This window comes from Clostridium sp. AM29-11AC (genome assembly GCF_003480545.1).
Taxonomy (GTDB): Bacteria; Bacillota; Clostridia; order Lachnospirales; family Lachnospiraceae; genus Otoolea; species Otoolea saccharolyticum_A.
Genome location: NZ_QUJI01000011.1, coordinates 43234 through 66986 on the forward strand (window position 1 = coordinate 43234; position 23753 = coordinate 66986).

The window sequence follows — 23753 nt, forward strand, 5'->3', positions numbered from 1 at the left end:
TGCACCCTCTTTCCTGTTATTTTTCTCTGTAAATCAGAAGGCGGATCAGGCCTTCCAGGAATTCGTTTTTCCCCGGAAGGGAGTGAAGCAGGCGGACAGCCTCATCGGACAGCCTCTCTGACTTGGCCCTGGCATTTTCAAGGCCCTCGAGGGTCACATAGGTTGTCTTATGATTCTTCTCGTCGCTTCCCACCGGCTTTCCGATCACTTCCTCATTTCCCGTCACGTCCAGAATATCGTCCTGGATCTGGAAGGCCATGCCCACATTGGCAGCAATCTTTTCCACCGTGTCAAGCTCCTCTTTTGACGCACCGGCAAGCACTGCGCCGATCATCATGGACGCCTCCAGGAGCGCTCCTGTTTTCAGCCTGTAGATAAAGTCCAGCTTCTCCCTGGGAACCGGTTTGTTGGTCAGCTCCACATCCACCGTCTGGCCGCCGATCATTCCGTAAATTCCTGTCTTTTCAGACAAAATGTGGATGCAGCGCCCGATTCTCCCTGCCATGACAGCGTCCGCTCCTGAAAGAAAGGCTCTGCTGGCAGTTTCCACCGCATAGATCAGAAGGGCGTCGCCGGCAAGAACTGCCATGTCGTATCCGTATGCCACCCAGGTGGTTTTCTTGCCCCTGCGGTACTCGTCATTGTCCATACAGGGCAGATCATCGTGGATCAGGGACGAGGTGTGAATCATCTCGATGGCTGCCATAAAGGGCTCCACCTCTTTTCCCTGCCCTCCGAAAAGCCGGTAGACCTCCCTCATCAGCAGAGGGCGCAGCCGCTTCCCGCCTGCCCTCACGCTGTAATTCATGGCCTCGAAAATCGTTTTCTGATGTCCCGTTTCCTGGGGAAGATAGGAGAAAACAATCTCCTCTGTCTCCCTTGTATACTGTAAAAGCTGTTCCTTAAGCTCCATATTCTCCTCCCGTATCATTGACCGCCACAATCTGCTTTTCCACCCGGTCAATTTTTCCTGCGCAGGCCTTCACAAGCTTCATTCCCTCCTCGTAGTACCGGAAGGAATCCTCCAGAGAGCTGCTGCCGTCCTCCAGCTTCCTGATCATGAGATCCAGCTCCTCAAACATCTCCTCAATGGAGCGGGGATCCTCAGACGCTCCGCCGGCGCCTGGGGCTTTTTCCTGTCCCCGGGTATCTTCCTGCCCGTCGCTTCCGCGCTTTCCCGTCCTCTTCCTGGCCGCCGTCTTTTTCTTCACCGGTACAGACTGTCCCTCTTCTTCCATGCCTTCCTGCATGCCGGCCTTCTCCTGGGACTTATCAAAAATCCTGCTGTACTCGCTGTCCTGCGCTCTTTCTTCTCTGTCTTCCATTAACTCTCCTCCTGGACTTCCAGTCTCTCATAAAGCTCTGTCTGCTCCGCTCTGGCCTCAATCTGCCCGTCCGCCAGACGGATGCTCAGGCGGTCGCCGGGCCTTACAGAGGCGGCATGGTCCACCCTGCGCCCCTCCTCATCGGTGATAAAGCCAAAGCCACGGCTCAGTTTCTCCAGGGGAGACTGTCCGTGGAGTCTTCCGCTCATGAGAGCCAGCCTGTGCCTGCAGTCTGACAGCCGCCTTTCCATCAGACGCTTCAGTTCATCCTCCGCCGACACAAGGCGCTGCCGTTTTTCATTGATCTGGCGCTGAGGATCGTGGAGACGAAGCTTCAGGCGGTACTGCTCCGTCTGATAGCGCACGCCGTCTATCTTCCTTTTAAGCCCTCTGGCAAGAAGCTCCTTGGCTCCCCGAAGCTGCGCCTCAAACTGGCCAAAGTCAAACACTGCCAGCTCAGCCGCTGCCGAGGGAGTGGGCGCCCTCAAATCGGCCACGCAATCAGCTATGGTCACATCCGTCTCGTGTCCCACAGCAGAAATCACAGGGGTACTGCAGCGGAAGATAGCCCGCGCCACAATCTCCTCATTAAAGGCCCACAGATCCTCGATGGAGCCGCCTCCGCGGCCTGCAATGATCACGTCAAGCCCCATCCTGTCAAGGACCTCAATTCCCCTTGCAATGCTCTCTGCCGCTCCCTCTCCCTGCACCCTGGCCGGGTACAGCACAAGCTGCACATAGGGGTTTCTCCTTGAGGAGATGTTGATAATATCCCGGATGGCCGCCCCGGTGCTGGCTGTCACCACCCCAACCGTCCTGGCAAATTTCGGGATCGGCCTCTTGTACTCGGGGGCGAACATCCCCATCTCCTCCAGCTCATTTCTGAGCTTTTCAAACCGCCGGAACAGATCCCCTGCCCCGTCCAGGGCAATCTGGGATGCATAGAGCTGATATCGGCCGTCTCTCTCATAGACTTCCACGCTTCCCTTCACCACCACCTGCTGCCCGTCCCTCAGCTCAAAGTCCAGTCCGCCTCTGCGGCTCGCAAACATGACGGCCTGGATTGCCGCCAGCCCGTCTTTCAGCGTAAAATAGATATGGCCCGAGGTGTGGTACTTGCAGTTAGACACCTCTCCCTTAATGGAAATGCGGCTCAGGGCAAAGTCCTGAGCAAACATGTTTTTAATGTAGGCGTTTACCTGGGAAACTGAATAGACACCTGCCACCTGCGCTCCCTCCGTCGTTTCAAAAGCTCTCTGCCCAGCTGCCGCCTATACCAGCTTTGCCAGAATTCCGTTTACAAAGGCCGGAGACTCGTCGCCGCCGAACTTCTTTGCCAGCTCTACGGCCTCGTTAATGGCCACCTTGTCCGGCACCTCCTCGTCATAACGGATCTCAAACAGGGCCAGACGCAGAATCGTAAGCTCTACCTTTCCCATGCGCCTGGTAGTCCAGCCCTTGGCCGTCTCATTGATCGCGGTATCCAGCTCTGTAAGCTTTTCCAGAACCTTTTCTACCTTGTTTTTCACATAGCCGCTGTCGTAAACGTCCAGCTCCGGGCAGTGAATCAGTTCATAGACGCCGTCAGAGGTGTAATCGTCCTCTCTTGGCTCTGTAAAATACTGCTCTATCTGCTCCTTTGTCTCCCCCTCCGGGTAAAAATCAGCGCAGAACAGCAGCTTAAAGCAGTGCTCACGCAGTTCTCTTCTGGTCATAAAATGTATCCTCCTGATTTCTTCTGTCTTGGTCAGCCATTCACAGTCGACTATTACTCTAATTTATCATTATAACTGAATGAGAGAAATTCTACAATACTTACATGAAACATTAAACAAAACAATGCATAAAACATTCCTGTTCCATCCCCTGAATTGCTGTTCCTAAAACTTTTCTTCTTTCGGTTTACAGGTGAAAAGTTTCACGTTATACTTAATAAGATAGAAATAGGATAGAAATTTTGCCTGTAAGCACATGTCTGACTCGGCGGCAGCGCCGTACTCAGCCGGCAGGCAAAATATTTGCATTACTTTTTGTATTACATGATGATCATATTTGAAATTATATTTCATACAACGGAGGAATTTGAAAATGAATTTAAGACGGATCCTCAGGCCGGGCCTGGCCCTGCTGCTCTCTCTGCAGCTTATGCTGTCATCTTCCCTCACAGCTCTGGCCGCTCCTGAATGGCCAAGCGATACAGGAATTATGGCTGACATCGGAATTGTGATTGACGCTGATTCCGGGGCAGTGCTGTTTGGTCAGGGCATCCATAACCAGTCGCCGCCGGCCAGTATCACAAAGCTTCTGACAGCACTGGTAGTGGTAGAAAACAGCAGTCTTGACGATATGGTCACCTTCTCCCATGACGCCGTGTACAATGTGGAGTCGGGAAGCGGAAACAAGAAAAATATCGAGGAGGGCGATGTCCTGTCCGTGCGCGACTGTCTCTATCTGCTGCTTCTGCAGTCCAGCAACCAGGCAGCCAACGCTCTGGCCGAACATGTGGCTGGAAGCCGAGATGCCTTTGTGGAGATGATGAATGAAAAGGTCAGTGAACTGGGCTGCGTGGACGACACCCACTTTGCAAATCCTTCCGGCCTTAACGATGACACCCAGCACGTTTCTGCCTATGACATGGCACTGATCGCAAAGGCAGCCTTTGACAACCAGCAGGTTTATGAAATTGCCAGCACAAAGTCCTACAAGCTGCCTGCTACCATCAACAACCCAAACGGCGTCACCTGCACCAATGAGCACCGGCTGATCCTCACGGAGGACGAGACAAGCGAGCTTTACTATCCGGCCGCCAAGGCGGGAAAGACGGGCTACACCTCCCTGGCCGGGAACACCCTTGTCACCTGTGCAGAAGAGGACGGCAGATGTCTGATCTCTGTCATCCTGAAGGGCCAGCCGTCCCCCAACTATTTCCTGGACGGAAAGAACCTGCTCCAGTTCGGATTTGAACGGTTTCAGAACCTTTCCGTGCCGGACAATGAAACCCGGTATGTCACAGGGGAGGAGTCCGTGGCTGTAAACGGAACCGAATACAGCCCGTCTGATCTGGAAATCGAGGCAGGAACTGTCATCACTATCCCAAAGGACGCTTCCTTCCAGGATGCCGCCCTGGAGCTTGTGACTGTTCTTCCTGACAGCCATCCCGACCGCGCTGTCGCCCTTCTCCAGTACACCTACAACGACCGAAAAATCGGACAGGCCTACCTGCTTTTAAAAGAAAGTGCAGTGCCTGCTTCCAGTGAGAGCACAGGAACCGGCGAAGCAGAATCCTCTTCCCCTGATTCCGGCGGCTCTGAGGCTCCCGGCGAATCCGGCGCGGGCTTCTCTCTCCCCGCCCCAACCCTTCCGGCTGTCGCAGTTTCTCTTCTCGTTCTGGCAGCGGCTCTGATCGGAGCCTACACTGTATACTCGAGAAAGAAAGAGGCCGAGGACTTGAGACGCCGCCGTGAACGCCGTATGCAGAGGCTCCGGGAGGAAAACTACACGGAGGAAGAGTTCTTCCAGCTGCTCAATGAGAGAAAGCGCCTGGCCTCCGAACACGGGCAGAGCCTTTCATCTGCCGGCCGTTCCGGCCGCAGGAAGAAAAAAGCTTCCTCTGAGAAACACATCGAAGATGGCAGCAAAGACTTTGACTCTGAGGAAGAGCAGGGACCTTTATAAGAGGTGTGCCTTCCTCTGCCTCAGAGATTCCCTGTCAGTGAGGATGCCTTCTTCTGCAGAAGGCATCCTCTTTTGTCTCTCCGTTCCCACGTTCCGAAAGTTCTGCAGCTCCGACTCTTCCCTTCCTGTTTCCTGCATCCGCCTCCCCCAGCCGCTGAGCAGCCGTTTCAATGAATTTCTGTACAGGGAAATAGTTATAAAATTAGTAACAGTTCAGCCATATATCTTCTTGCCCGCTTAAAGCGGACAAGAAGCGTCTGGCGTCGGAATCTTCGCATGGCTGAACTGTAACTAAAATATTTGAAATTTTGAAATTTTCTCTTTACATTTTCCCTTTCAGGGTATATACTTCACATTATAGATGACGTCGAAAGACACATTGATACAATTCCATATCTGAAGTCTTTGTGGCAGGGTGGAAGTCCCTACCGATGGTTACAGTCCATGACCTGACGGCGTAAAGCGCGTAAAACGCGTATAAGGCCTGATGCTGATCTGGTGAAATTCCAGAACCGACGGTTACAGTCCGGATGAGAAAAGACGTTTTCTGTAACTCTACCTGAAGACCGTTGTGTTTTCAGGCTTTTTTGCTGTATGGCGGCTTTTTCAGGCTGCACGGCAAAAGCCTGCGGGCAGAAGCACAGAAGGATGCCCGGTAAGGCGAAACAGACCGTGATAAACCCCTGCAGAACACAGGACTGTCACGGCAGCGCACAGGGCGGACTTTTCCCTCTGTGTTATCATCAAATTTCAGGAGGACAGAAAAATGAACCAGAAACTGAACACAAAACAGCTGACACTCTGCGGACTTATGGGGGGACTCTCGGCAGCCCTGATGTTTTTTCGATTTCCCCTGCCGTTTATGCCGCCGTTCATGGACTTTGACTTTTCCGGCCTGGTGGAGATCATCGGCGGATTTACCATGGGGCCCTTCGCCGCTCTGGCAATTATTACCCTGAAAATTATCCTGAAAATACTCTGGCAGGGCAGCTCCTCTGCCTGGACCGGAGAACTTCAAAACTTTATGTTAAGCTGCGCTTACGTGCTTCCGGCTGTCTTCATCTACAGCACCCGCAAGACAAAGCTGAGGGCAGTCATCGGCATGTCTGCCGGCACCGTCATCTGTGCGGTGACTGCCGTATTTACAAATCTCTATATCATTATCCCCTTTTATACCTCCTTTATGGGGATTGGGATGGATGATATTCTGTCCATGTGCCGGGCAGTCAACCCTCTTCTCTCCACAGAATTATCTCTGGCTCTCCTGGGGATCATCCCCTTCAACCTCATAAAAAACGGAGTGCTGTCCGTTCTGGCCTTTGCCGTCTACAAGAAGATAAGCCGCCATATCAAACAGTTTGTCTCCTGCCAGGGCGGGCAGAGCCAGCCCTCCCGACAGCCGGCAGCTGTCAGGATCAAAAATTCGGATGAAGGCAGCCAGAAGGGCAGCACGGAACATCCGAACAGCTAGGACTCAGACAGCCTGAGTCAGGTCTCTTTGAAACAGCGCAGATGACAGACTTAACAGGAAAGGAAACCGAATTATGAAATTCAGCAGAGAAAAAAATCTCACCTTTGAGCAGGCCACGGCCCTGATGTTTGAACAGCTGGGTCAGTGGAAAATCATGGCTCTGGCCTCCAGCGTAAACGACTATGTGATGGTGCGCAATGTGAGCTGCCTTTTTTACGACAAAAAAATCTACTTTAAGACGGACAAAAATTTCCGGAAGACGAAACAGCTTTTTGAAAATCCCCGGGTGGCCATGTGCTGGAGCGGCGTCCAGGTGGAGGGGACTGCCAGAAACCTGGGACTTGTGACACAGGAGCCAGGAAGGCGTTTTGAGAAAGGCTATAGGAAATATCTCTGGAAAAGCTATAACGCCTACAGCCATGAGGATACTGAAATTCTGATTGAGGTGACGCCGAAATTCGTGGAAATCTGGGATACCAGCGGCGAGGATGAGTACGCCTATCAGATTTTTATTGATTTTGAGAAGCAGAGTGTGTCAGTAAAGCCCTATGATGTAGAAAGGCAGGAGCCTGGAAAGACAGGAGCTCCGAAGGGCAGGAACTCCGAAGGATAGAAACTCCGAAGAACAGGAACTCCAAAGCACAGAAGCAGAAGGAAGAACGGCAGAAAATGAAGAAAGGGGAGCTTTAGTCCGCCTGAGCAGAACTAGAGCTCCCCTTTTTAGCCTTAAGGCATAACGCCCTGGGCCTTTTTCACTGTTGTCAGTGTTTTCAGTTATTTTTTATTCATCTTTCCCATCAGCATTACAACCAGGGTAATCAGGATAACGACTACGAAAATACCGCTCATTCCCTGCGCCATAATTTCCAGGGCGATTATAAGATTGTCCATCATAATTTTTTCCTCCTACAGGAACTGTGTCACCAGCTTGATAACAAGGCCGCCTGCGATTACGGATGCGATCTGGCCGGATACGTTAGCACCTACAGCATGCATCAGGATGATGTTGCCCTTCTCTTCCTCCTGAGCCATCTTCTGAACAACTCGGGAAGACATTGGGAACGCGGAAATTCCGGCACCGCCGATCATCGGGTTAATCTTCTCCTTGCGGAACAGGTTGATAATCTTCGCAAAGACAACACCGCCGATTGTATCGAATATGAATGCCACAAGACCGATGCACATGATCAGAACTGTGTCAATACGGACGAAAGCATCAGCTCTCATGCTGAAAGAGATTGTGATACCTAACAGCAGTGTAATCAGGTTTGCAAGCTCATTCTGTGCTGTGTCGGACATGGACTGCAGCACACCGCACTCGCGGATCAGGTTTCCGAACATCAGGAAGCCTACCAGGGCAACAGATGCCGGAGAAATCAGACCTACGATAATTGTAACGATAATCGGGAAGGCAATCTTTGTAGTTTTAGAAACTGCCTTCGGGCTGTATGTCATATGGATGCGGCGCTCCTTCTTGGTCGTCACAAGGCGGATAGCAAATGGCTGGATAATCGGAACCAGAGCCATATAGGAATAAGCCGCTACCGCAATCGCTCCCACATAGTCAGAATGAAGCACCTGAGATACGAGAATGGATGTAGGACCGTCGGCTGCACCGATGATACCGATGGATGCCGCATCCTTCAGGTCGAATCCCAGCAGAGTTGCTACAATAATAGCAAAGAAAATACCGAACTGTGCCGCTGCACCGAACAGGAACATGATCGGCTGTGAAAGCAGAGGCCCAAAGTCAATCATGGCGCCAATACCGATGAATAAGAGGATTGGAAGCGCCTCAGAAGCCTCAATTGTAGTTTCAAAGAGCCACTGAATAATACCTGGCGTTTCACCCACGCCTTCCATAACCTGGTTGATTACGCCTGATAATGGCAGGTTTACCAAGATTGCTCCAAACCCCATAGGCAGAAGCAGAGCCGGCTCATACCCCTTCTTGATTGCGAGCCAGATAAGGAGAACTCCTACAACATACATGACCAGCTGCTGTGGTGTGATAGCCATGATGCCTTCCAGTAAAAAGTCCATTTCTTTCCCTCCTAATTTCTTTTCTCTTCCCTTGTTTTTCGTTTTGGGAGTTTATGCCTCTTTTAAGTTTCGCCTGCTCTCAGCATTTTATGCTTTCCAGAACAGAAAAGCCCGGCTTTTCCGCTGGCCTTTCACTTTATGCCTGTCCTGGAGCGGTCCGGCATTCCCTCACCGCAGAATTCCCTCCTATGACGTCCCGTCTCTGTCTTGCAGCGGTATCGGACAGCCGTCAGAAATTCAGGCAACCTGCAGCATATAGGGCAGCGAAGGCAGTGGTTATCATGGCACAAAAAAAGACTTTCAGCATATAAGCATATGCTAAAAGTCTTGTTCTTCTGTATCGTATCTTCCATACAAAAGACATGCAACCACGGGTTCCTCGCCCGGCGTATGTTGACTGCATGTTGGCAACTACTCCCTTTTAACGTGAAAAATCTTAACACAGATTTCCACTTGAGTCAAGAAAGAAAGTGTTTGTTGTCGAATTCTTAACATTTTCTTACCATATTTGTCCTGCCGTCTCTATTTCAGTCCGCTCATACTGACGCCGGCAATTTTGATATTTACCTCCAGAACAGTCAGCCCCGTCATGGTTTCAATGGCCGTCCTGACCCTCTCCTGAACCTTCTCACTTACATCAGGAATGCTGTAGCCATATTTCATGTTCAGTGAAAGCTCCACCGAGACATGGTCGTCGTCTACACTTATCTTCACGCCTCTGTTCAGATTTTTCATGCCGAGCTTGCCCACCAGTTCATTGGTAATATTTCCGGCCATGGAATCTACGCCTTCCACCTCCGTGGCAGCCAGACCTGCAATCATGGCGACTACCTCATCCGCAATCTTTACTTCTCCCAGCTTTTCCTTCCGGCTCAGCTCCTGTGTGTCCTTCTTCTCAGTTTCCATCTGCATTCCCGCTACCTCCTGTCCTGTTTTTACGGCGCTGCCGCCTCTCTCCTGGGAGAGCACTTCAAAGTTTCCATATCATAGGCTCAGCCAGAAATCAGGGGCTTTCCCTTTTTGAAATATATTCCGGCATTTCTGTATTTCCGGCAGCAGCAGCCATAGCTTCATTATAGCAGATAGGCAGAGGTTTGCAAGAATAAACCTCTGGGCAGGAGCCCTAAAAAGCTGTGTGGACCGGTCTCTTCAGCCGGCCTCTGGGGTCAGTTGAAACACTCTCTATTCCTGAAGCTGCATGAGGGTGATTACGATGTTGTCAGCCGTCACCTCTGTCTTCCTCTTTACAATATCCTCAATCTGCGCCCGCTCTGGATCCGTCAGGGTTGTGGCATTGATGACCACATCTACTTTTCCGTCTGTGATGCTTACCACCGGATCGGCAAATCCCTTTGCCATGAGGAGGGTTTCCGCCGCATTTTCCTTTTCCGCGATGGCAGTCATGTCGATCATATCCTGTACCGCCGTTTCCTTGGACACGCTGTCAATATTCTCGTTGTTGATAATCTCCATCAGAGTTTCCTTGTTCTTTGCCCGGATCTGCTCTCTGTTTAACTGTACATTCGCTATGTAGTCGGTAACACTTGTTCCTCCTGTGAGGACAGCTTCCCCGGGATTATCGATGCCGGAATCGGAATCTGCTTCTGATGAGCCGGCTTCCATCCCCGTCTCTCCTGCATCTGCCGCTCCTGACCCAGCAGCTTCTGCGTCCTGGCCCTCTGCCTGGGCGCCGGCTGCTTCTGCATTTTCAGCATCGGCTGCCTCTGCATCCGGTTCATTGTCAAGGCTTGCAATTTCCTGATACTCCTTCGCCTCACCGCTGTCCACATTCACGCTGTCCTGCTGTCCGCTCTGAGCCGCCTTGTTTTCCGCCAGAATGTCCTCATCTGAGATTTCCATAACCCCCGCTTCATAGACAGATCCCCCCACCTCCTCCTGCCCTGAATAATTCAGGTATCCGGCAGCAGCTATCATGATGGCCAGCGTGGTGATAATAATCTGGTTGCGTCTAAAAATTCGTTTCATTTTCATAATCTTCGCTCCTTTAATCCACCCTCTTTAATACTTTTATTTTATGTGCCGGTATATTAAATAATGCTTCCATGGCTTCTGAAATTTCAGCTCTGACTGCGGCATTTCCTCCCCCCTGGGCGCTCACCACAATCCCTTCTATCTCCGGCCGGAGCTCTTTCTCGATCACAGGGACTTTTTCTGAGCCGTTTTCTGAAAAAACGGACGTCCCCGATACCTCCTCGCTCATGGCTTTTCTCTTTCCCCCTGCGCTGTCCTCCTCCTCTGTAGATGTGCGGCTTTTCGTCTGGTCTACATGAAGAACCTTTTCCTCCGAGGATTTCAATACAATCATCACGTCCACTTCCCCCACTCCCTCTGTATTTTTAAGGATCTCTTTCACCCGTTCCTCCATCTGCTTTTCATAGGCAAGCTGGCTGTCAATGAAATCATCCCCGGTCTGGGCAGTCAGAGAGCCGGAACCTTTTTTTCCGGAATTTTCTCTTCCCGTAAACAGCCCCTCGACGGCATCCTCCCCTTCTCCTGACGCAGCCCCTGTTCCCGCTTCTTCTGTTCCCGCTGCCGCTGCTTCGGCAGTCTGGGCCGCGCTCTGCTTTCTCCCCGCAGGAATGGCGAGCAGCAGCAGGAGAATTCCGCATACCAGAAGTACTGCCCACTTCTCAGGGCCCAGCTTGTCACGGTTCGTCCCGCCCTTTCCCCATCTGAACTTTGATATGGCTTTCTTCCAGTCCATAGAACTCTGCAATCTCCTTTCTTATTTTTATGGCCTCCCTGCTGCCTGCAATGCCCGGAGCCGATACCTGGCTGGCAGATTCCCCTGGCTTTCCCTCTCTCTGGGCACTGTCCAGGTTCTCCTGACCGCCCCTGCCGGAATCCTCCCAGTTCCAGGCGCTCTCATCCTCTCCCAGAGTAACCCGGAAGGGCTCTGCTTCCTGTCCAAAACCTTCAGATTCACTTCCCGGCGCTGCCTTCATCTCTTCTATCCAGACCTCCACTGTCTCCACCGTTCCGAAATCGCTGCTCTCCCTGTCCCGGCTGATCCTCACCTGAGCCCTCACCCCCCGGCATCCGGCATCAGAAAGACGCCGCTCCAGGTCCTCTGCCGCCGCCGCCTCATACTGTCCAATCAGCTGTTCCAGACGTTTTCTGTCCATCTCCTCAATCTGCCCCCTGTATTCCCCGGCTTCGCTCTGAAAGGAGATAGACTCAAAATAGTAGGCCAGCCGCTCATCCAGGTTCAGACTCCCGGTCAGGGGGCTGAGCACTAAAAGGATTAAAACCATTCCTGTGAACAGCCTGAAATATCTGTCATAGGCCTTTCCCGGCAGCAGATTTGTCACAAAGGTCATGAAAATCAGATAAAAGACAATATTTCTCACCCATGTGTCGAGCGCTTCCATCCACACTCCTCCCTTCCTGGCCCTCCGGCCCTTCGCTCTTTGCTGCCCTTCACAGCTTATCCGGCATAGTAGGCCGTATTGGATGTCATGCAGATGACTCCAATGGAGATAATAAAGAGAAAGGCAGATGTAAGCACCAGCCTTATCAGAATCTGATGAGCCTTTCCCATATCGGAAATGCACGCTGCAATCCTTTTATCGCAGACTGGCTCTGTCACTGCGGCCAGTCCGTGGTAAAGGGCCATAAGAATCAGCAGTTTTAAAAGAGGAACAGCCGTAAGCAGGATGAGGACCACCGCTGCCGCTGCACCCACCGTATTTTTTATGAGAATCCCCGACCCCAGCACCATCTGCGATATGGCAGAGGCCCCCTGCCCAATGCCCGGAATCACGGAAATCAGCCTCTGGATAGAAACATTCTTGATGGCATCTGCATAGGGCAGCACCATCCCCTGCAGCAGCTGAAATCCCAGGACAATTCCGGTGACCGTCTTAAGGCTCCACTCAATAATATTTTTTATAAGAACTGTCATTCTGGAAAACAGTTCCTCCTTCGTCAGATGGCCCGCTAAAACGAGGAGAATGTAAACCTTGGTCAGAGGCAGAAGGAAGGTGGAGAGAAGCCATTCCACCGCTGTGATGGAAAGGAGCATCCATTCACAGCCGGCAGCGGCGCTCAGCCCTCCTCCGGTAAAGGACACTGCCATAAAGTAGGCGGGCGCCAGGGTCTTCATAAAGCCCAGAACTGTGGAGATGGCCTCCCCTGCTATGGAAAGGCTCCCGTAAAAACTGGCTGCCAGCAGGGAAAACAGCAGAAGGAAGGTGACATAAAAGGCGGTCTCCGAAATCTGCCCTCCGGAAAAAATATCCGAAAAGCAGGAGAATACCGCCCCCGCCATGCTGATTAGAAGCACCTGGGTCATCAGCCTTGTCCCGGAAGACAGCTCCGAAAAGAGAGCCGCCTTAAGCCCTGAAAGTGCCTGGGAAAATGCCCCGGCAAAATCCCCCTTCAGAAGCGTTAGCAGAAGCTCCTCAAAGGAAAATCCGGACTCCCCCCACTGACTCTGTTCCAGAAACCTCTCCACCTGCGAAAAATCCAGCTCCGACAGCCCGTCCAATACTTCCTCCTGAACGGACGGCCCTCCCTCTCCCTGGCTGCTCCCTGAGTCGGCCTCTGTCTCCTCTGCCGCCGCGGACCCCTGTGCCCCATAGGCGGGAGAGACTCCATGGACAAAGAGCAGCATAACGGAACCTGCGGCAGCGGCGAGAAAAAACGCTGTTCTCTTCAGAAAAGGCCTGACCTTCACCGCTTTCACCTCCCTCCTCATTCCAGAAAATGCTCCAGTGTCTCAAACAGAGCCAGAATCACCGGGGTGCTTACCGCCAGAATCGACAGCTTTCCGAACATCTCTATCTGTGTCCCTATGGAGGAATAGCCTGCATCCCGGCAGATCCCCGATGCCAGCTCAGCAATATAGGTGATCCCGATCATTTTGAGGAGGGCTGTCATATAGACGCTGTCTATCTGGATATAGTCCTGAAGTTTTCTGACTGCCTCAAGGATTGCCCTGAGTTTTCCCGTGCTGTAAAAGAAGATCACCAGGCCCCCTGCCATGATAATGTAGATGCCGAATTCTGCGCCTTTGCTTTTAAACTGAACTGCTGTCAGAACCGCGATGATTCCCACTGCCGCAGCTGTCTCTATTCCCACTCCATCCCCTCCCTTCCCGATGCTTGTACAGTATATTCCGGGGAGCGGCAGGTGAGAACCTGTGAAAAGAATCTGAGCGTTCTGTCATGCTCTCCAAACGGATTTTTCTGCAGACAAAAATATCACAGGCAGTTCCTCCGATTCTTTCCATCGGACCAAACTGCCTGTGATACCTTTCTTATTTGTATTCTTATTTCTATTCTTATTTTATTCTGCCACACCCTGCTGCTCTCTGCAGGGCCGGCAGATAAACCGCCTTTTTTTATACCTCAATCTCTTTCCCGATGGCCGCCTCAACTGCCCTGATCAGGCTTCCGTTCCTGATAATCTCCTCACAGTAGTTAATATCGCCGTAAAGCTCCCGGTCTTCCTCCAGTCTGGCCACCTCTTTGCGCACCAGGTCATAGGCTGCCTGGGTTCCTTTTCCAAGCCCCTTATTGCCCCTCATATCGATTCCCTGGCAGGCTACCATCAGCTCCATAGCGAGGACTCTGCGCACATTGGCACCGATCTCCCCTGCCTTTCTGGCAGCGATGGTTCCCATGCTCACGTGATCCTCCTGCCCTGCTGAGGACGGGATGCTGTCCACGCTGGCCGGATGGGCCAGAACCTTGTTCTCTGACACCAGCGCCGCCGCCGAGTACTGCACAATCATAAATCCGGAGCAGACGCCTCCGTTTGGCGTCAGGAAGGCCGGAAGGCCGCTGTAGGCCGGATTCACCAGACGCTCGATTCTCCGCTCAGACACATCGGCCAGCTCTGACTCGGCGATTCCCAGAAAGTCGAAGCTCAAAGCCATGGGCTGTCCGTGGAAGTTGCCGCCGGAAATCCCCGCATGGTCGTCCTGAAAGATGAGCGGGTTGTCTGTCACCGAGTTAATCTCAATATCCACCTTGTCTCTCACATAGTTTACCGCATCCTTGCTGGCGCCGTGAATCTGCGGACAGCAGCGCAGGGAATAGGCATCCTGCACGCGGATCTGCCCCTGTCTTGTGGTATTTTTGCTTCCCTCCAAAAGAGTGAGAAGATTTCTCGCCGTAGCCATCTGACCTTTGTGAGGGCGGACCTTGTGAACTCTCGGATCCAGCGCGTCCACCACCCCATTCTGAGCCTCAAAGCTGAGAGCTGCCGCGATGTCCGCCACCTTCAACAGGCAAATGGCATCGTAGAGAGCCAGGGAACCTGCGCTCGTCATGGCCTGCGTCCCGTTGTTGAGGGCAAGCCCCTCCTTGGCGGAAAGCTCAATCACCGGGATGCCTGCCCGATCCATGGCCTCCTTTCCGGGAAGCACCTCTCCCTGGTACTCTGCCAGCCCCAGACCGATCATTGGCAGCACCATGTGAGAGAGGGGTGCCAGATCGCCGGAAGCGCCCAGAGAGCCCTTCTCAGGGATCACCGGAGTCACACCCTTATTCAGCATGTCCACCATAGTCTGAAGCGTTTCCAGGCGGATGCCGGAAAATCCCTTGGAAAGGTTGTTGATGCGAAGCAGCATGATCCCTCTCGCAATATCCCTGGAAAACGGCTCTCCTGCGCCGACTGCGTGGGTGATAATCAGATTTTTCTGCAGCTCCTTGCACTGATCCTGTGAAATTACCACGTCGCTGAATTTTCCAAATCCTGTGGTGATCCCGTAGACCACCTTCTCCTCGGCAATCAAATCGTCCACAATCTTTCTGGACGCTCTCACATTCTCCTTGGCCTCATCGGAAAGCTCTACCAGAGCCTCCTGACGGCAGACTGCCACTATCTCCTCAACTGTCAAATCCTCTCCTGTAATCAGAACTTTACTCATAATACAAGCCCACTCCTTTTATGTATTTCCCTATTTCTGTTATGATTATAATAAACGAAACGTCCAAAAACCGTCTATGTAAGGGACCCCCCTTACAGTGCAGTCTTTTTTCCTTCCTTTCCCTCGGTCTTTTTCTCTTCCTCCTTCAGGCGCAGTCCGACGGTTTCCAGAATTTTCCGGGTCTGAGGGTTTCTGATTTTGTCGGAGAGCTCCCGCCCTGTCCGGTAATGTTCCTTTGCCCTCTCAGGATCTCCCTGTTCCAGAAACAGGAGCGCCAGGCAGGCCTCTACCCGTTCAAGCCCCCAGATACAGCCATTCTTTCTCAGATAGCTGGCGGCCATTTTCAGGTATTGTTCCGCCCCTTCCTTATCTCCTGACTGGTAAAGGGCCTGGCCCGTATTTGCGTAGAACTGTCCCAGCCCGATGATCACAGGCTCCTTTTCTACCAGGCCTATGGCTTCTTTGTAGAAGGAGACCGCCCTATCCGGCTGCCCTCTCAGGCGGTACACGTCTCCAATGTAATTCAGGCAGGCGGCCTGACCGGCTCCGTACTCATTCCCGAGTCCCTCAAACACTGCGCCGGCCAGGCGAAGCGCCCGCTCCGCTCTCCCGTACTGACCTGTGTGAAGATTATACCAGCCCCTCAGACGGAGAAAGGTTCCGAATTCCTCCAGGCATTCTCTCCTCCTCTTCTCCTCTGTCCCTGTGCCTTTGGCCCATCCCGGCATCCCGCCCTTTCCAGGAGAAATATCCTCCGGACTCTGTCCGGTGTCTGAAGGGCCCTGCTCAATCCACTGCTCTGCCGAAAGCCTCTCCTCACGGTCCAGTCCCTCTGCTGCCAGAGAAAGGCCAATCTCTGTATAGGTTTCCACCCGCTCCAGATCCTCCACCTGGATTCCGTAAAATATCTGCTGCTTGTAGCAGGACAGAAGCATCCTCTGATCCGAAAGCTCCCTGGACAGGCGGATCCCCTCCTCAATATGGGATAACCCCTGGCTGTAGTTTCCATGGGCAATGTCATACCGCCCCCTGATATAGTTCATTTCCAGCTTCATCCGCCGGATCTCCTCCGTATTTCCCTCAAGCCCCACAAGCTCCCCGGCCAGACGGATCATCTCGTCAGCCGGCGGCGTCACCCGGAGGCTTTCATCCAGATCAGAGAGTGACCAGTGAAGCACCGGAAAATTTTCGTTGATCAGAGTGTAATATTCCTTCAGCCACTCGATCCTGTACTGGCAGGCCTTGATCTGGTTGTGGCAGTGCTCATAGTGGTAGATAACAAGGGGAAGGAGGGCTGCCCGCCTGTTCTGAGCCGCAGCCTCCTCATAGCAGGCTGCCAGCATCTGGTGGTACAGCATGCGCTTTCCATTGCTCTGGCGCTCACAGACGTACTCCTGAAACACCCGGTGCACAAACTGATAGTGGACATTCCATCCCACCAGTACCTCCCGGATCAGGAACCTCTCCTGAAGGCTTTCCAGAACCCGAAGGAGGGACAGCCTGTCTGTATCCGGCAAAAGCAGCTCCAGCTCCTCCACTCCCGCCTTCTCCGGAAACACAGACATGGCTCCCAGCACGTCCCTCTCCCGGGCCGAAAGTCCGGAAAGCCGGGCCTGAATCACATAATTGGTTCTTCTGGATTTTTCCAGGGTATAGCCCTTTTCCCGAATCAGGTTCAGAAGCTCCTTCAGGAAAAAGGCGTTTCCGTCTGTGGCCCGGTAGATTTCCGCCTTTTTTTCCTCCTCGCCGGAAAGTTCGGGAAGGTATTTTCGGATCAGCTCGTCGGTCTCCTCCCTGGTGAACGGGCTGAGCCTTAGGATCTCCACGCCGTCCCGCAGAAGAACCGGCTCCAGAGCCCCCATTGCCCTGGCCTCCTCCTCCCTGCTCATGCTGCACAGAAGAAGCAGCTTCTCTCTTCCCAGAAGGTGCAGCAGACGGTTGAGAAGCTGGCAGCTCATAGAATCCATCCACTGAATATCATCGAAAACCAGAAGGATTCTGCTCTTTTCTGTCAGAAATTCCAGAAGGTCAAGGGCCAGCTTCTCGACCATAGGGTACGTCATCCTCGACACTTCCTCACCGCCGGAGCCGTTCAGGAAGCAGGAGAGGTTCTTTTTAAGCTCCTCCCGCCGGCTCTCCCCTCCGGCTTTTCCCTCTTCCTTTGCCTCCCCGTCCTTTGCCACCAGCTGGTACAGCTCCTGGAATATATCGTTCCATGGGCTCAGATAAAATTCCTCCCCCTGCTTATAGCAGGAGGATTTCAGAACAAGCATTCCGTTTCCTGCCGCCAGGCGGGCTCCCTGCTCCAGAAAGGCTGTTTTCCCTGAGCCGTTTTCGCCGCTCACTGCCATGCAGCCCACAGACTTCGCCGATTCTGTTTCCACGCCCTCTTCAGCCAGGAAACAATTCACCCTGTACAGCTCCCGCTTCCTTCCCACAAAGGGAAGCTCTGCCATGGCCCCCTCACAGCTCACAGCCTCCTTCATGGTGTAAATGCGGTGAAACAGCTCTGTCAGCCTTCTCGACGGCTTCTCGTCCAGCTCCTCCAAAAGCAGTTTCTGAAGATCACTGTAGAGGCGGATTGCCATAGTATAGCTTCCATTCTGAGCGTACAGATTCATCAGTTCAAAGTAGAGCTCCTCATTATAGGGATCCCCTGACAGGAGAATATTTCCGTATTTCTGAAGCATGGCAGCATCATTCCTGCCGGCTGCCTCCTTAAGTCTCTCCCTTGCAAGCTGAGCCTGCTTCTCCGAGAGCCGCCGCCGCACCTCCTGGGTCCACTCCTCAAACTCATAACAGTTTTTAATATAGAAATGTTCCAGAAACCCGGCGCCCCACAGGCCCTCTCCGTTTTCGGAAGCTTCATCCCAGTCCGTTTTCAGGGGGAACTCCGGGTTCAGGGCAATTTCCGTATGGCCCCAGGTGAAAAGTACCTCCTTTCCCAGGATCCGCTTCACCTGATAGACTGCATCCCTCAGTTTTTTCTTTCCCGTTGTCTCGTCCTCATCCCCCCACAGAAGGCAGATCACTTCCTCCCTGCTCACCTTCTTCTTCACACACAGATAATAGAAAAAAGCCTCCGCCTTTTTATAGGGAAAGCTGATCTTTTCTCCTCCGGCCCAAATCTCCGGATTCCCCAACAGATGTACTGAAATTTCCTTCATTTTCCTCTCCCGGCTGCCCTCTGCAGGGGCCCCTGCCCTTCTCTCCAGGCTCCTTCTCCCCTGTCCATACTATTTACTAAGTATAACCCACCTGCTTCTGCTATGTCAACGAGACTGAGCCCTGGCGTCATTCCCGTTTTCTTTCTCATTCACCTTGTGGTGCAGCAGAAAAAATTTCTGATCGGATTTTCCACTTCGACGTTTTTTTGACCATCTGAGGCTATAATAAAATCAGAATATTATTTTCAAGGAAGGGATGAGGATATGAACAACAAAGAGATCGGTGCAGCCATGACAGTCAAACTGGATCCAGTCCTCCCGGAATATCCGGTTTTCAAGGAGGGAATCCGCCGCGCCCCCATGCGGGAGCTTACTTTAAATGAACGTGAAATCAAACTGGCCGTGAAAAATGCCCTGCGCTATGTGCCGGAGGAGCTCCACGAGGCCCTCGCTCCGGAATTTATGGAAGAGCTTCTGACCAGAGGCCGCATCTACGGCTACCGCTTTATGCCCAAGGAGAGAATCTACGGAAAGCCCATTGACGAGTACAGGGGAAACTGCGTACAGGGCAAAGCCTTTCAGGTAATGATTGACAACAACCTGGATCACGAGGTTGCCCTCTATCCTTATGAGCTGGTCACATACGGTGAAACGGGACAGGTATGCCAGAACTGGATGCAGTACCAGCTGATCAAAAAATATCTGGAGCTGCTCACCGACGAGCAGACTCTGGTGGTCATGTCCGGCCATCCCCTGGGCCTTTTTAAATCCCACAAATCCAGCCCCAGAGTCATTATCACCAACGGCCTCATGGTCGGTGAGGGCGACAACCCGGAGGCCTGGGCCAAGGCCACAGCCATGGGCTGCTCCTCCTACGGCCAGATGACAGCCGGAGGCTGGATGTACATCGGCCCCCAGGGCATCGTACACGGAACCTTTAATACGATTTTAAATGCAGGGCGCAAGTTCCTGGGCGTCCCCCACGACGGAGATCTGGCGGGCCATCTGTTTGTCACAAGCGGCCTGGGCGGCATGAGCGGCGCTCAGCCAAAGGCCATTGAGATCGCCAGAGGCGTAGGAATCATCGCCGAGGTAGACTACTCACGGATCGAGACAAGGCACAGCCAGGGCTGGGTGAGCCTGATTACGGACAGCGCCGAGGAGGCCTACCGGCTGGCCGCCGACTATATGGCAAGGAAGGAGACCATCTCCATCGCCTACCACGGAAATATTGTGGATCTTCTCCAGTATGCCGTGGATCACAATATTAAAATCGAGCTGCTCTCCGACCAGACCAGCTGCCATGTGCCCTACGACGGCGGCTACTGCCCCCAGGGACTGAGCTTCGAGGAGAGAACCGAGATGCTGGCCCACGACAAGGAGCATTTCGCTGAGCTTGTCAATGCCTCCCTGGTTAAGCATTTTCATCTGATCAAAATTCTGGTAGAGCGGGGCGCCTACTTCTTCGACTACGGCAATTCCTTCATGAAAGCCGTATTCGACGCCGGCGCAAAGGATATAGCCAAAAACGGCACAGACACCAGCGAGGGCTTTATCTTCCCGTCCTATGTGGAGGACATTATGGGACCGGAGCTGTTTGACTACGGGTACGGCCCGTTCCGCTGGTGCTGTCTGTCCGGCAGGCATGAGGATCTGGTAAAGACAGACCACGCAGCTATGGAAATCATCAACCCCAACAGAAGGCCTCAGGACAAGGATAACTGGATCTGGATACGGGATGCCGAGAAAAACAGGCTGGTTGTGGGAACCCAGTGCCGCATCCTCTACCAGGATGCCTTCGGCAGAAGAGATATTGCCCTCAAATTCAACGAGATGGTCAGAAACGGGGAAATCGGCCCTGTCATGCTGGGCCGTGACCACCACGACACCGGAGGAACAGACTCCCCCTACCGTGAGACTTCAAACATTTATGACGGCTCCAACTTAACGGCTGACATGGCAGTTCAGTGCTATGCGGGAAACGCAGCCAGAGGCATGAGCCTGGTGGCTCTCCACAACGGAGGCGGAACGGGAATCGGAAAGGCTATAAACGGCGGCTTCGGCCTGGTTCTCGACGGCACACCGGAAACGGATGCCATTATCCGGGAGGCGATCCCGTGGGATACCATGGTGGGCGTTTCCAGGAGAAGCTGGGCGAGAAATGAGCACTCCATCGAGACCGTTGCAGAATACAACACCCTGAGAAAGGGAAGCGACGTGATCACCATGCCTTACATCGCCGACGACGGGCTGATCGAGAGGGCTTATGAGAACGCGGTAAAGAAATAGCGGTATGGCTTTTAAGCGGTGCAGAGTCCATGCGCCGCTTGAAAGCTGCTTCAGACAGTACAGACAGGATGGGATAGAAAGATATGAACAGACTTTACATTCGCCGCGCCTCAGAGCTGGCCTCCTGCAGCGGCAGGACTCAAAAGCGCGGAAAGGAAATGGCCGACATCGGCCTGATTCACGACGGGGCAGTTCTCGTGGAGGACGGCCGGATCACCGCTGTGGGAGAGACAGGGCAGTTAGACCGGATGCTGGGACTTTCCGAGGAGGAGAGCCATGCCCTTGACCGGAAGGAGACAGAAGAGACAGCCTGGGGGGGCCGCCCTCTTTCCGTTATCAATGCCTTCCGGAAAACTCTCCTCCCCGGCTTTGTGGACTCCCACACCCACTTTATTTTCGGCGGATACCGTGCCGATGAATTTTCCTGGCGCTTAAAGGGCGACAGCTACATGTCGATCATGGAGCGGGGAGGCGGCATCAACGCCACCATCGAGCCTACCAGGACTGCCTCCGAGGAGGAGCTCATCACTGCCGGCATGGATCGGCTGAACCGGATGGCAGAATTCGGCGTCACCACCGTTGAGGGCAAGAGCGGCTATGGAATGGATTTCGACACAGAGCTCAAGCAGCTTCGTGTCATGGGGGAACTGGACAGGCGCCATCCGGTGGACATTGTATCCACCTTTTTGGGTCCTCACAGTGTGCTTCCCGAATATAAGGGAAAGGAGAGGGAATTTCTCGACCGGATGCTTCAGGATGTCATGCCTGCTGTGCGCAGGGAAAATCTGGCAGAATTTGCAGATATTTTCTGCGAGAAGGGCGTGTTCTCCCTGGAGGATTCCGAGTATTATCTGACCCGGGCAAAAGACATGGGCTTTAAACTTAAGATCCACGCCGATGAGATGTACCCCCTGGGCGGGGCGGAGCTGGCCGCGCGGGTGGGAGCCGTTTCTGCGGATCATCTCCTCAAGGCATCCGATGCGGGCATCCGCCAGATGGCAGAGCGCGGCGTCATCAGCACCCTTCTGCCTGCCACTGCATTCTGCCTGAAGGAGGAGTACGCCCCGGCACGAAAAATGATCGACAGCGGCTGCGCAGTGGCTCTGGCCTCTGACCTGAACCCTGGAAGCTGCTTTACCAACTCCATTCCCCTTCTGATCGCCCTCGGCTGCATCTATATGGATATGTCCATCGAGGAAGTGATCACCGCCCTCACCATCAACGGCGCGGCGGCTCTGGGACGGGCGGAAACCATCGGTAGTATTGAGGCGGGAAAGCAGGCCGACCTGCTGATTATGAAATACCCCTCCATCACCTATCTGCCTTACCACACCGCCATCAATCAGGTGGAAACCGTAATAAAAAAGGGCAGAATCATTCTCTCGAAAAACTGGCTGAAGAACTTGTAAACGAACTGGCTGAAAAACGATAACGAACCGGAAGAAAAACAGCAAAGAACCAGAATCGAAAGAAAACAGGAAGAGAGCAGGGGGCAGACTGCACACAAAGCAGGCTGCCCCCTTTGCAGATCCTTCCTGCCACAGATACGCTTTCAGAAGTCTGCGGCCTTCTAATCACACTTAGGGAAGGCTCCCAGACACACCTCAGCAAATTCGTTCAGGAACTGCTCCTCATCCACATCTACGCACACGCGGGCTGTTTTTACCCTGTCCCGCAGACGTTTCAGGTCGCCGATTGTCCGCCCCCTCGACGGCCCTTCTGTCTCCACAGTCAGATTCATCTCCAGAATATGGAAGAGCTGGCTTCTGAACACAGCGGCAACTGCCATGGGGTCGTGAATGGCCCCCTCCTTTTTTCCATTCGAAGGCGCCTCATTGGTGCAGTAGTAGCTCAGCATATCGGCAAAGACCTTTCCGCAGGCACCTCCCTCCTCTCTCCACCTGCCTGTCTTCTCCTCCATCTGGTCTGCCCTTCTGTTTGTCTTAAGAGTCACGTCAAGCCCTGTCATCGTAAAGGAAAGCCCGCTCTCAAACAGGAATTTTGCCGCCTCCGGGTCTGCCAGGATATTGGCCTCGGCAAAGGGATTCACATTTCCCGGAACCGTCAGGGCTCCCCCCATGACGGCGATGGTCCCCGTCCTGAGAGCTGCCTCTCTGTGGGCCTGTATCCACTCGGCCATGTTGGTCATGGATGCTGTGGCGATCACCGTCAGCCTCTCCCCGTAAAGCTCCGCCATCTCCGTGAGAAAGCGGACCGCTTCGGATTCCCCGCAGCCTGCTTCATAGTCTAACGCTCTTTTATAATCTGAAGCTCCTTTATCCCCTTTCTCTTTCACATTTTCATCTTTATCCACCGTTTTCTCCTGGGGCATGGGGATATCCACATTTCCAAGGCCGTTTTCCCCGTGGACAATCCTGCAGATAGGCCGCTGTACGAACTCCTCGCCGCTTCCGAACAGCCGGTTATTCCCCCCGAATACGGGAATATCCCTGCGCCCCAGAAAATCAAGGACAGCGCGGCTGTTTTTCACCGCTGTCTCCACCTCCACATTTCCAAAGGTGCAGGTCACTCCAACCAGCCTGCACACTCCCCTGGCCTCAAGTCCCAGAGCGTAGAGGATGGCAAGGGCGTCATCCACTCCTGTGTCTGTATCAAGAATCAGGTATCTCATGTATGTTCCTCCCAGTCTGTTCTGCTGTCTGACGAAATGCGCTAAAATCCCGCGGGTCTTCGTCTGTTTCCGTCTTTGTCTCAAAGGCCCTGTGCCGTTTCCGGACTCTGAACCTGTTTTATGGTCCTATTTTACTATGCCTTCTTCCTCGAAACAACTGTCGTTTCAGGTCCTCGCCCTGATTCTCTGACGCCAAAGAGGCCGGGTACCCTCATGGGATACCCGGCCCCTGTCAGCCTGTTTCAGCCGCTTA

The 23753-nt window shown here is 53.2% G+C and carries 20 protein-coding genes and 1 riboswitch; of the genes, 5 read left to right on the forward strand and 15 right to left on the reverse strand.

Annotation, left to right across the window (positions count from 1 at the left end; genetic code table 11):
- Positions 1-16: 16 nt before the first annotated feature.
- Genes DW757_RS09630 through nusB form a run of 4 tightly spaced genes read right to left on the reverse strand, consistent with a single transcriptional unit; the run spans position 17 to position 3040 of the window.
- A complete protein-coding gene (locus DW757_RS09630; RefSeq protein ID WP_021966376.1) occupies positions 17-913 on the reverse strand; it encodes a polyprenyl synthetase family protein in 897 nt (298 codons plus the stop codon).
- Positions 903-1325, reverse strand: coding sequence for an exodeoxyribonuclease VII small subunit (xseB, locus tag DW757_RS09635; protein ID WP_118751597.1), 423 nt, complete (start codon positions 1323-1325; stop codon positions 903-905). The genes DW757_RS09630 and xseB overlap by 11 nt, the downstream gene beginning before the upstream one ends.
- Complete coding sequence (gene xseA / locus DW757_RS09640; RefSeq protein WP_118751598.1) at positions 1325-2551, reverse strand: exodeoxyribonuclease VII large subunit; 1227 nt, start codon at positions 2549-2551, stop codon at positions 1325-1327. Before xseA ends, xseB begins: the two co-directional genes overlap by 1 nt.
- Before the next feature lie 45 nt (positions 2552-2596).
- Positions 2597-3040, reverse strand: coding sequence for a transcription antitermination factor NusB (gene nusB, locus DW757_RS09645; protein WP_015573507.1), 444 nt, complete (start codon positions 3038-3040; stop codon positions 2597-2599).
- Between the two features lie 373 nt (positions 3041-3413).
- Between nusB and DW757_RS09650 the strand changes: the two genes are divergently transcribed.
- From DW757_RS09650 to DW757_RS09660, 3 genes are all read left to right on the forward strand, one after another.
- Complete coding sequence (locus DW757_RS09650) at positions 3414-5000, forward strand: D-alanyl-D-alanine carboxypeptidase family protein (protein ID WP_118751599.1); 1587 nt, start codon at positions 3414-3416, stop codon at positions 4998-5000.
- Between the two features lie 397 nt (positions 5001-5397).
- Positions 5398-5546, forward strand: a riboswitch (FMN riboswitch).
- Between the two features lie 220 nt (positions 5547-5766).
- Positions 5767-6471, forward strand: a complete 705-nt coding sequence (locus tag DW757_RS09655) for an ECF transporter S component (RefSeq protein ID WP_008397635.1) — start codon at positions 5767-5769, stop codon at positions 6469-6471.
- Between the two features lie 73 nt (positions 6472-6544).
- The gene (locus DW757_RS09660; protein WP_008397636.1) at positions 6545-7084 is read left to right on the forward strand and encodes a pyridoxamine 5'-phosphate oxidase family protein; all 540 of its coding nucleotides are present in this window, start codon (positions 6545-6547) and stop codon (positions 7082-7084) included.
- Positions 7085-7245: 161 nt separating this feature from the next.
- Here the strand turns inward: DW757_RS09660 and DW757_RS17925 are convergent, their stop codons facing one another.
- The 10 genes from DW757_RS17925 to DW757_RS09710 all read right to left on the reverse strand — a co-directional run bounded on the left by DW757_RS17925 (position 7246) and on the right by DW757_RS09710 (position 18579).
- Positions 7246-7365 carry an OadG-related small transporter subunit gene (locus tag DW757_RS17925; RefSeq protein WP_008397637.1) on the reverse strand — a complete coding sequence of 40 codons (120 nt, stop codon included), beginning with the start codon at positions 7363-7365 and terminating at the stop codon, positions 7246-7248.
- 12 nt (positions 7366-7377) lie between these two features.
- Positions 7378-8514, reverse strand: coding sequence for a sodium ion-translocating decarboxylase subunit beta (locus DW757_RS09665; RefSeq protein WP_008397638.1), 1137 nt, complete (start codon positions 8512-8514; stop codon positions 7378-7380).
- A 522-nt stretch (positions 8515-9036) separates the two neighbouring features.
- Complete coding sequence (locus DW757_RS09675) at positions 9037-9420, reverse strand: Asp23/Gls24 family envelope stress response protein (RefSeq protein WP_044931255.1); 384 nt, start codon at positions 9418-9420, stop codon at positions 9037-9039.
- A 276-nt stretch (positions 9421-9696) separates the two neighbouring features.
- Positions 9697-10506: a SpoIIIAH-like family protein gene (locus tag DW757_RS09680; protein ID WP_118751601.1), complete on the reverse strand. Its 810-nt coding sequence runs from the start codon at positions 10504-10506 to the stop codon at positions 9697-9699.
- 13 nt (positions 10507-10519) lie between these two features.
- A complete protein-coding gene (locus DW757_RS09685; protein WP_008397642.1) occupies positions 10520-11239 on the reverse strand; it encodes a stage III sporulation protein AG in 720 nt (239 codons plus the stop codon).
- The gene (locus DW757_RS09690) at positions 11181-11906 is read right to left on the reverse strand and encodes a stage III sporulation protein AF (RefSeq protein ID WP_118751602.1); all 726 of its coding nucleotides are present in this window, start codon (positions 11904-11906) and stop codon (positions 11181-11183) included. The genes DW757_RS09685 and DW757_RS09690 overlap by 59 nt, the downstream gene beginning before the upstream one ends.
- Positions 11907-11962: 56 nt before the next feature.
- Positions 11963-13234, reverse strand: coding sequence for a stage III sporulation protein AE (locus DW757_RS09695; protein WP_087382491.1), 1272 nt, complete (start codon positions 13232-13234; stop codon positions 11963-11965).
- On the reverse strand, positions 13231-13617 hold the full coding sequence (locus tag DW757_RS09700) for a SpoIIIAC/SpoIIIAD family protein (protein ID WP_008397645.1): 387 nt from the start codon (positions 13615-13617) through the stop codon (positions 13231-13233). The genes DW757_RS09695 and DW757_RS09700 overlap by 4 nt, the downstream gene beginning before the upstream one ends.
- 262 nt (positions 13618-13879) lie before the next feature.
- Positions 13880-15412 carry a histidine ammonia-lyase gene (gene hutH, locus DW757_RS09705; protein ID WP_015573500.1) on the reverse strand — a complete coding sequence of 511 codons (1533 nt, stop codon included), beginning with the start codon at positions 15410-15412 and terminating at the stop codon, positions 13880-13882.
- Between the two features lie 92 nt (positions 15413-15504).
- Complete coding sequence (locus DW757_RS09710; protein WP_118751603.1) at positions 15505-18579, reverse strand: AAA family ATPase; 3075 nt, start codon at positions 18577-18579, stop codon at positions 15505-15507.
- A gap of 264 nt (positions 18580-18843) precedes the next feature.
- On the opposite strand from DW757_RS09710, the gene DW757_RS09715 reads away from it, so the two are divergent.
- On the forward strand, positions 18844-20868 hold the full coding sequence (locus tag DW757_RS09715) for a urocanate hydratase (protein ID WP_087382464.1): 2025 nt from the start codon (positions 18844-18846) through the stop codon (positions 20866-20868).
- A gap of 83 nt (positions 20869-20951) precedes the next feature.
- Positions 20952-22277 carry an imidazolonepropionase gene (gene hutI, locus DW757_RS09720; RefSeq protein ID WP_021966089.1) on the forward strand — a complete coding sequence of 442 codons (1326 nt, stop codon included), beginning with the start codon at positions 20952-20954 and terminating at the stop codon, positions 22275-22277.
- Between the two features lie 161 nt (positions 22278-22438).
- On the opposite strand, the gene DW757_RS09725 is transcribed toward hutI, so the two are convergent.
- Complete coding sequence (locus tag DW757_RS09725; protein ID WP_118751604.1) at positions 22439-23500, reverse strand: nucleoside hydrolase; 1062 nt, start codon at positions 23498-23500, stop codon at positions 22439-22441.
- Between the last annotated feature and the right edge of the window lie 253 nt (positions 23501-23753).

What these genes read in the sequence shown, in the direction of transcription:
- hutI (WP_021966089.1), top strand. Translation starts at nt 20,952, where the DNA reads ATGAACAGACTTTACATTCGCCGCGCCTCAGAGCTGGCCTCCTGCAGC.
- DW757_RS17925 (WP_008397637.1), bottom strand. Translation starts at nt 7,365, where the DNA reads ATGATGGACAATCTTATAATCGCCCTGGAAATTATGGCGCAGGGAATG.
- DW757_RS09650 (WP_118751599.1), top strand. Translation starts at nt 3,414, where the DNA reads ATGAATTTAAGACGGATCCTCAGGCCGGGCCTGGCCCTGCTGCTCTCT.
- DW757_RS09655 (WP_008397635.1), top strand. Translation starts at nt 5,767, where the DNA reads ATGAACCAGAAACTGAACACAAAACAGCTGACACTCTGCGGACTTATG.
- DW757_RS09675 (WP_044931255.1), bottom strand. Translation starts at nt 9,420, where the DNA reads ATGGAAACTGAGAAGAAGGACACACAGGAGCTGAGCCGGAAGGAAAAG.
- DW757_RS09690 (WP_118751602.1), bottom strand. Translation starts at nt 11,906, where the DNA reads ATGGAAGCGCTCGACACATGGGTGAGAAATATTGTCTTTTATCTGATT.
- DW757_RS09695 (WP_087382491.1), bottom strand. Translation starts at nt 13,234, where the DNA reads ATGAGGAGGGAGGTGAAAGCGGTGAAGGTCAGGCCTTTTCTGAAGAGA.
- DW757_RS09715 (WP_087382464.1), top strand. Translation starts at nt 18,844, where the DNA reads ATGAACAACAAAGAGATCGGTGCAGCCATGACAGTCAAACTGGATCCA.
- DW757_RS09630 (WP_021966376.1), bottom strand. Translation starts at nt 913, where the DNA reads ATGGAGCTTAAGGAACAGCTTTTACAGTATACAAGGGAGACAGAGGAG.
- nusB (WP_015573507.1), bottom strand. Translation starts at nt 3,040, where the DNA reads ATGACCAGAAGAGAACTGCGTGAGCACTGCTTTAAGCTGCTGTTCTGC.
- DW757_RS09710 (WP_118751603.1), bottom strand. Translation starts at nt 18,579, where the DNA reads ATGAAGGAAATTTCAGTACATCTGTTGGGGAATCCGGAGATTTGGGCC.
- xseB (WP_118751597.1), bottom strand. Translation starts at nt 1,325, where the DNA reads ATGGAAGACAGAGAAGAAAGAGCGCAGGACAGCGAGTACAGCAGGATT.
- DW757_RS09665 (WP_008397638.1), bottom strand. Translation starts at nt 8,514, where the DNA reads ATGGACTTTTTACTGGAAGGCATCATGGCTATCACACCACAGCAGCTG.
- hutH (WP_015573500.1), bottom strand. Translation starts at nt 15,412, where the DNA reads ATGAGTAAAGTTCTGATTACAGGAGAGGATTTGACAGTTGAGGAGATA.
- DW757_RS09660 (WP_008397636.1), top strand. Translation starts at nt 6,545, where the DNA reads ATGAAATTCAGCAGAGAAAAAAATCTCACCTTTGAGCAGGCCACGGCC.
- DW757_RS09685 (WP_008397642.1), bottom strand. Translation starts at nt 11,239, where the DNA reads ATGGACTGGAAGAAAGCCATATCAAAGTTCAGATGGGGAAAGGGCGGG.
- DW757_RS09680 (WP_118751601.1), bottom strand. Translation starts at nt 10,506, where the DNA reads ATGAAAATGAAACGAATTTTTAGACGCAACCAGATTATTATCACCACG.
- DW757_RS09725 (WP_118751604.1), bottom strand. Translation starts at nt 23,500, where the DNA reads ATGAGATACCTGATTCTTGATACAGACACAGGAGTGGATGACGCCCTT.